We start from the raw sequence: 6,517 nt of genomic DNA, 5'->3' as shown, positions 1-6,517 counted from the left end.
ACCATACGAAAAACTTCGGGGTCGATCATACCGGAGCCCAGGATTTCCAACCAGCCCGTTTTTTTGCAGACCCGACATCCTGCACCATCACACATAACGCAGGCAATATCAACTTCTGCACTGGGTTCTGTGAAAGGGAAAAAACTGGGACGAAAACGTAAGGGAAGTTCTTTTTCAAACATTTCCCTGAGAAATACAGTCAGGATACCTTTAAGATCGGCAAAAGAGATATCCCTGTCAACCAGAAAACCTTCAACCTGGTGGAACATTGGAGTATGAGTTATATCGGAATCACACCTGTACACCTTTCCAGGAGCGATGACCCGGAGAGGGGGTTGCCGACTTTCCATGATCCTGGCCTGCATGGGTGAGGTGTGGGTACGGAGCAGGGTTGAATCACTGACGTAGAACGTATCGTGCATATCCCTGGCGGGATGATGGGCAGGAATATTCAGGGCTTCAAAATTATAATGATCCGTTTCCACATCGGGACCTTCAGCCACCGAGAAACCAAGTTGTTCGAAAATAGCGCAGGCCTCATTCATGACCTGGGTGACCGGATGGAGTTTGCCCACAGCCGGGAATCGACCGGGAAGGGTCAGGTCGGGCGTCTCAGTTTCAGACTGCACAGCCCCCCGCAGTGAGGAGACCTTTTCCTTGAAGAGCTTTTCAATTTCACCTTTAATTCTGTTGGCCATCCGGCCTATACGGGGTTTGTCCTCTTTGGCAACGGATCCAAGTTGACGCATGACTGTGGTGAAATGTCCCTTTCGGCCGAGAAAGGAAACACGGAAATCCTCAAGTTGCCTGTTATCTGTTATTTGAGCCAGTTGATCCCTGGCCTCATTTTCCAACCGTTGTAACTCGTTTTCCATAATAGTAGAGAATGAAGGAATTGATGCTGGGAGAAAAAAACGTAATTACGAATAAACATGCCGGTTGATGGTTCAATAAACCAAAAACCGGCATGTTTTATGAGTCATATGCAGGAAACCTGTTCGCAAACCCAACGCCATGTCCGGCAGGGAAAAAAGCGAATTTCAGGCAATCACCCTATGCGTTGGCTTCTTTAGCCACCTGCACTACCTTGCTGAATGCTTCCGCATCAAGAATGGCCAGATTTGCAAGTACTTTCCTGTCAAGATCAACACCGGCCTTCTTCAGTCCACCCATAAAAGCGCTGTAGCTCATATCGTTGAGACGGGTACCGGCATTGATACGTGTAATCCAGAGACGGCGAAAATCTCTTTTTTTGGTTCTTCTGTCCCTGTAGGCATAGCATAATGCACGGTCTACTGCTTCCGTGGCGGTACGATAGAGACGGGAACGTCCGCCCCTGTATCCTTTTGCAAGTTTCAGTACTCTGTTTCTTCTTCTGCGAGCCTTAAAACCTCGTGTTACGCGTGGCATGATATACTCCTTTCCCCCGCATTTATCAGGCGGGTCTGTCACCGTCAAAAGCTGAACAGCTCCCGGCAGTGGAAAAATTATGTTTGTTGCAAACTACAGATAAGGCATAATCTTTTTGATTGCCTTGGTATTGGCAGAATCCACCAGGCCGGATTTTCTTAAGCCCCGTTTCTGCTTGGTTGTCTTCTTGGTGAGAATGTGGCTTGAATAGGCCTTGTTCCTCTTGATTTTGCCGGATCCTGTGGCCTTAAATCGTTTTGCCGCACCTCTGTTTGTCTTCATTTTTGGCATGAGATTACTCCTTTGCACCTCAATATCACATGGAACAAAAATCGATATTCTGATTGTTGGATGTGGTTCGTCAGTTAATTATGGTTTGGGCCCTACAAACATAACAAGCTGCCTGCCTTCCATTTTCGGCATCTGCAGGATAACAGCATCTTCTTTCAGTGATTCGGCAATCTTGTTCATGGCTTCAATCCCGATTGTCTGTGAATAGACAATTTCCCGGCCTCGAAAGCGCATGGTCAGCTTGACCTTATTGCCGTTCTTCAGAAATTTTCTGATATTTTTAGTCTTGAAATTGAGATCATGCTCGTCTGTCTTGGGTCGAAATTTGATCTCTTTTGTTTCAACTGTCGTCTGTTTCTTTTTTGCTTCCTGGCTCTTTTTCTTTTGCTCGTAACGGAATTTATCGTAATTCATAACCCGGCATACCGGTGGATCGGCATTAGCCGATACGATCACAAGGTCAAGCCCTGCGTCATAAGCTATCTTACGAGCTTCATCCGAAGTAACTATTCCCCTTTGTGAGCCGTCCTGGTCGATCAGACGTACCTTGGGAAAGCGTATCTGGTCATTAATCTGTACTCTGACTTCACGTTGTACCGGGGCTTGTCTTCCTCTTCTGATAACTGTACCTCCTCGAATTTACGAGATAAATGAAATATTTGCCGGAAAATACCATCTCCGGCACAAAATGTATACTGTTTTTATGATTTATTAACGTATTTACTTAAGGGATGATGGCTCGGTTTTGTCATCACCTCTACCCGTTTTCACTTCCTCGGTAACCTTGGCGATGAATTCGTCAACGGACATCGGGGCCAGGTTTTTACCACTGCGGAGACGGACTGTTACCGTGTTGTTTTCTTTTTCCTTGTCTCCAACTATAAGCATATATGGAATTTTACTGACCTGAGCTTCCCTGATTTTAAAATTCAGTTTCTCATTGCGCAAATCTTTTTCGACCCTGAGACCGGCTCTGCGAAAACGGGTGAATATTTCTTCGCAGTATGCAGCCTGATCATCTGTTATATTCAGTATTCTTGCCTGGACTGGCGCGAACCAGAGGGGGAATACTCCAGCATAGTGCTCAATCAACACGCCGATAAATCTTTCAAGTGATCCCATCAGGGCCCGGTGGATCATGATGGGCTGATGCTCAGTGTTATCGGAGCCGGTATATCCAAGCTGAAAACGTTCGGGAAGATTAAAGTCAACCTGGATCGTTGAGCATTGCCATGACCTGCCAAGTTGATCTTTGATCTTGATGTCGATTTTCGGTCCGTAAAATACCCCTTCACCGGGGTCTATCATATACTTCAGTCCCTTTTTCTCAAGGGCAAGCTTTAGTGATTCGGTGGCAAGGTTCCAGTTTTCATCAGAACCGACATATTTTTCCGGTCGGGTGGAAAGATAAATATCGTAATCTTCAAAACCAAAATTTTTAAGGATCAGAAGATTGAGTTCAAGAATATTGAAAATCTCTTCTTCAAGCTGATCCGGACGGCAGAAAATATGTGCATCGTCCTGGGTGAACCCTCGAACACGCAGTAGACCGTGCAGGGCTCCAGCCCGTTCATAACGGTAAACAGTTCCGAGTTCGCACCAGCGGATCGGCAGCTCCCGGTAACTTCTCTTGCGGGCGTTGTACACACCGATATGAAAGGGACAGTTCATCGGTTTAAGCTGGTAGGCCACATCATCTATATCCATGGATGAATACATGTTTTCACTGTAAAAATCCAGATGGCCGGAGGTCTTCCAGAGATCCTGTCGGGCAATATGCGGTGTGTAGAGAAGTTCGTAATCATGACGATAATGCTCGTCTTTCCAGTAATCTTCCACAAGCCTTCGCAGTTGAGCACCCTTCGGCTGCCAGAGGATCAGGCCGGCACCGATATCTTCCTGGACGGTGAACAGTTCGAGTTCCCTGCCGAGTTTGCGGTGATCCCGTTTTTTAGCTTCTTCAAGCCCATTGAGGTATTTTCGTAACTCTTTTCTGTCAAAAAAGGATGTTCCGTAAATTCGTTGGAGAACATCATTTTTTTCATCTCCACGCCAATAGGCACCGGCGACCCTCAGCAGTTTGAATGCCCTGATGAAAGAAGTGTTGGGAAGGTGTGGCCCGCGGCAGAGATCTGTGAATTCCCCTACCTGGTAAAGCGATACAGTGTCGGTGTTCAGATCCCGGATGAGTTCAACTTTATATTTTTCTTCTTCAGCTGCGAATTTTTTTATGGCATCGTCACTGGAAAGTTCAGAACGTGTGAAAGGAAGAGCCCGACGAACGATCTCTTCCATTTTAGCCTCAATCTTTTCGAAATCTTCCGGGCTGAAAGGTTCTTCTCTTAAAAAATCGTAATAAAAACCATTGTCAATGGAAGGTCCAATGGCAATTTTAATATCCTGACCGAAAACATCACGTACGGCAAGGGCCATGACGTGTGCCGTGGAATGATGAAGAATATCAAGAGCCTTTTCAGAGCCGATCTGAATCGGCAAAAGAGTGGCATCGGCGTTCAGCGTAGTGGTAAAATCACAGAGCACGGAATCGATTTCCACCGCAACCGTGCGTTTTCTCTGTTTGTTGGAAAGCAGGGAAGAAAGAACGTCGCCAACAGTAGTTCCAGCCGGAACCGAAACACTGCTGTCATTGTCTGCTAAAGCTATAGAAATATCCATCATGAGATTTCAGGCATGGCGGATCAGGGCAGGTAAAAAAGATGATCCAACCGATGCACCCATTAAATAAATAGAAAAATAAAGGCTAAAGAATTAACGCCCTATGAAAAAGGTGTTCTCACTTTAGCCTCATATTCTGTAATTGGTCAAAGGGGCAGCAACTCTGTGAGTTTATTCCCTCTGAACTGTAATTGCTCGCAGGTGTCGCAGATTTTTACAGGCTCTTTTGTTTGCTATAGTCTACCTATGCGGGCAAAAGAGACCGTGAAAAGCTGGGGTGCCTGTGAGCAATTACCATATTCTGGTAGGCGCGGGCGGGATTGAACCGCCGACATCCACCACGTCAAGGTGGCGCTCTCCCACTGAGCTACGCGCCTGCTCAAACAAAAAAAACCGGGTTGCGACCGAGAGAAGCTGTCGCAACCTTCGAACCTGTTTCAATTACCAGTAAATCATGTGAGTGTCAAGATAAAATCACCTTTTATATTGAAGAAAATGTGCTGCCGTAAATATATATCCATTCGCAATAAAATCACCTGTGAGCAATTAGAGCCGGATGCCTGTGGGTGATCGTCCTTCATAAAGGTGATGAGCGACTTTCAATCGCCCTGGCCAGGGTGTATTTATCCGCATATTTAATATCCATTCCCATGGGGATTCCACAGGCCAGTCTGGTCAGTTTCACCGGTCTGTCTTTGAGGGAGTCGGTAAGGTAATTTGCCGTGGCTTCTCCCGGAACGGTGGAGCTGGTGGCAATAATGACTTCACTGACTGTCCCGTTTGCCACGCGTGCCAGCAGTTCCCTGATTTTAATCTCGTCCGGTCCTATTCCATCCATGGGTGAGAGGACACCGTGGAGGACATGGTAATGTCCACGGAATGCAGCTGTTTTTTCAATGGCCAGCAGATCCGCGGACTGTTCAACCACACATATGATATCGGCGTGGCGCCGAGGTTCGGCGCAAATGTCGCAGGGGTCACTTTCCGAAAATGCGAAACAGCAGGAGCAGAGTTGTATGGAATCGTGGAGATCCACCAGTGAACGGGCGAGTTCTTTCGCCTGGGACGGGGGACGACGGAGAATATTCATTGCCAGCCGGGTGGCGGTTTTTTTGCCGATTCCCGGCAGCAATGTGAGATTTTCAATAAGTTTTTCAAGTGCGGGAGGGATGACCTGCATAACAAAATACCCGGTAATTACAGTTCAGAGGTCAATGAAATCAGGGAGTTGCTGACCATGCGGGCAGTCATGGGTTCAGAATATTGGAAATTCCGGGAATATTCAGTCCACCGGTCAACTGCGCCATTTCTTCCTTGCCGAGCTCCCGTGCCCTGCGGACAGCATCATTAGTCGCGGCTACAATGAGATCCTGCAGCATGTCCTTTTCATCAGGGTCAATGACCGCCTGTTCAATATTGATGGAAAGAATGTCCGCCTTGCCATTGACCGTGACGGTTACCATGCCTCCTCCAGCACTGCCGGTAATCGTTTTCGAGGCAAGATCCTGCTGGATTTTTGCCATTTTTTCCTGCATGTTTCTAGCCTGTTCCATGATACTGCTGAGGTCCATCCTGGTCACCCTTATTATAAGTAATTGAATTGCAGGATTCAGGTTATCTGCTTCCTGGACCAATTCTGATATTCCCCACCTGCCCATTGAAGATTTCCGCTACCATGACTACAAGGGGATCATCTGCAAGTTCCCTCCGTTTGCGTCGGGGAGATTCTCCATTAGTATCATCATTGTCCAGTTCCTTATCAGGTACTATAAATCGTATTTTGATTGATTGCTGAAAAAAATCGAGAACAAATTCGGAAAGCTGTTTCAGGTTCTCTTTCTGCCTGAGAACCGTGCAGTTTGAGGGAGTACTGTAGACCAGATGCAGCTCGCCATTCACCTGTTTTGCCGAGTCGGCCTGTTGCAGATTCTGGGCCATCCAGAGTTTTCTGTCTTTCACATAGTCAATGAATTCCAGCCAGTCTTTCCGTATATCCTTAATATGGGGATGCACCTGTGGCTTTTCCGGTTTTGCATCTTCCTCTTTTTCTGGTATCTCTGGTGCCGCAGCAGGAGCAGGCTCGTGGAAAGCCGGGGATTCAGTTGCCGGTTTATCTGAAAAACCTCGGCTGGGGGTTGTA

The 6,517-nt window shown here is 47.0% G+C and carries 7 protein-coding genes, 1 tRNA gene and 1 pseudogene; all 9 read right to left on the bottom strand.

Annotation, left to right across the window (positions count from 1 at the left end):
* The coding region (gene pheS, locus ACXLDX_RS10885) for a phenylalanine--tRNA ligase subunit alpha (RefSeq protein ID WP_457577206.1) at positions 1–875 on the bottom strand (875 nt) is incomplete at its 3' end.
* A gap of 178 nt (positions 876–1,053) precedes the next feature.
* On the bottom strand, positions 1,054–1,410 hold the full coding sequence (gene rplT, locus ACXLDX_RS10880; protein ID WP_457577205.1) for a 50S ribosomal protein L20: 357 nt from the start codon (positions 1,408–1,410) through the stop codon (positions 1,054–1,056).
* 93 nt (positions 1,411–1,503) lie between these two features.
* Positions 1,504–1,701, bottom strand: a complete 198-nt coding sequence (rpmI, locus tag ACXLDX_RS10875; protein WP_228856584.1) for a 50S ribosomal protein L35 — start codon at positions 1,699–1,701, stop codon at positions 1,504–1,506.
* Positions 1,702–1,779: 78 nt separating this feature from the next.
* On the bottom strand, positions 1,780–2,322 hold the full coding sequence (infC, locus tag ACXLDX_RS10870; protein WP_457577207.1) for a translation initiation factor IF-3: 543 nt from the start codon (positions 2,320–2,322) through the stop codon (positions 1,780–1,782).
* Between the two features lie 99 nt (positions 2,323–2,421).
* The gene (gene thrS / locus ACXLDX_RS10865; RefSeq protein WP_457577204.1) at positions 2,422–4,380 is read right to left on the bottom strand and encodes a threonine--tRNA ligase; all 1,959 of its coding nucleotides are present in this window, start codon (positions 4,378–4,380) and stop codon (positions 2,422–2,424) included.
* A 299-nt stretch (positions 4,381–4,679) separates the two neighbouring features.
* A tRNA-Val gene (locus ACXLDX_RS10860) sits at positions 4,680–4,754 on the bottom strand.
* 200 nt (positions 4,755–4,954) lie between these two features.
* Positions 4,955–5,557, bottom strand: coding sequence for a recombination mediator RecR (gene recR, locus ACXLDX_RS10855; protein WP_457577203.1), 603 nt, complete (start codon positions 5,555–5,557; stop codon positions 4,955–4,957).
* Between the two features lie 67 nt (positions 5,558–5,624).
* On the bottom strand, positions 5,625–5,948 hold the full coding sequence (locus tag ACXLDX_RS10850) for a YbaB/EbfC family nucleoid-associated protein (RefSeq protein ID WP_457577202.1): 324 nt from the start codon (positions 5,946–5,948) through the stop codon (positions 5,625–5,627).
* A 43-nt stretch (positions 5,949–5,991) separates the two neighbouring features.
* Positions 5,992–6,517, bottom strand: a pseudogene (locus tag ACXLDX_RS10845) (hypothetical protein); the annotation flags it as partial.

This window comes from Desulfomarina sp., from assembly GCF_054039375.1.
The sequence above is the reverse complement of the archived record's forward strand: the minus strand, read 5'-3'. Positions and strand labels throughout refer to the sequence as shown.

Excerpts from the sequence above, each read along its gene's own strand:
- thrS (WP_457577204.1), bottom strand. The coding sequence starts at position 4,380 with ATGATGGATATTTCTATAGCTTTAGCAGACAATGACAGCAGTGTTTCG.
- rplT (WP_457577205.1), bottom strand. The coding sequence starts at position 1,410 with ATGCCACGCGTAACACGAGGTTTTAAGGCTCGCAGAAGAAGAAACAGA.
- recR (WP_457577203.1), bottom strand. The coding sequence starts at position 5,557 with ATGCAGGTCATCCCTCCCGCACTTGAAAAACTTATTGAAAATCTCACA.
- rpmI (WP_228856584.1), bottom strand. The coding sequence starts at position 1,701 with ATGCCAAAAATGAAGACAAACAGAGGTGCGGCAAAACGATTTAAGGCC.
- ACXLDX_RS10850 (WP_457577202.1), bottom strand. The coding sequence starts at position 5,948 with ATGGACCTCAGCAGTATCATGGAACAGGCTAGAAACATGCAGGAAAAA.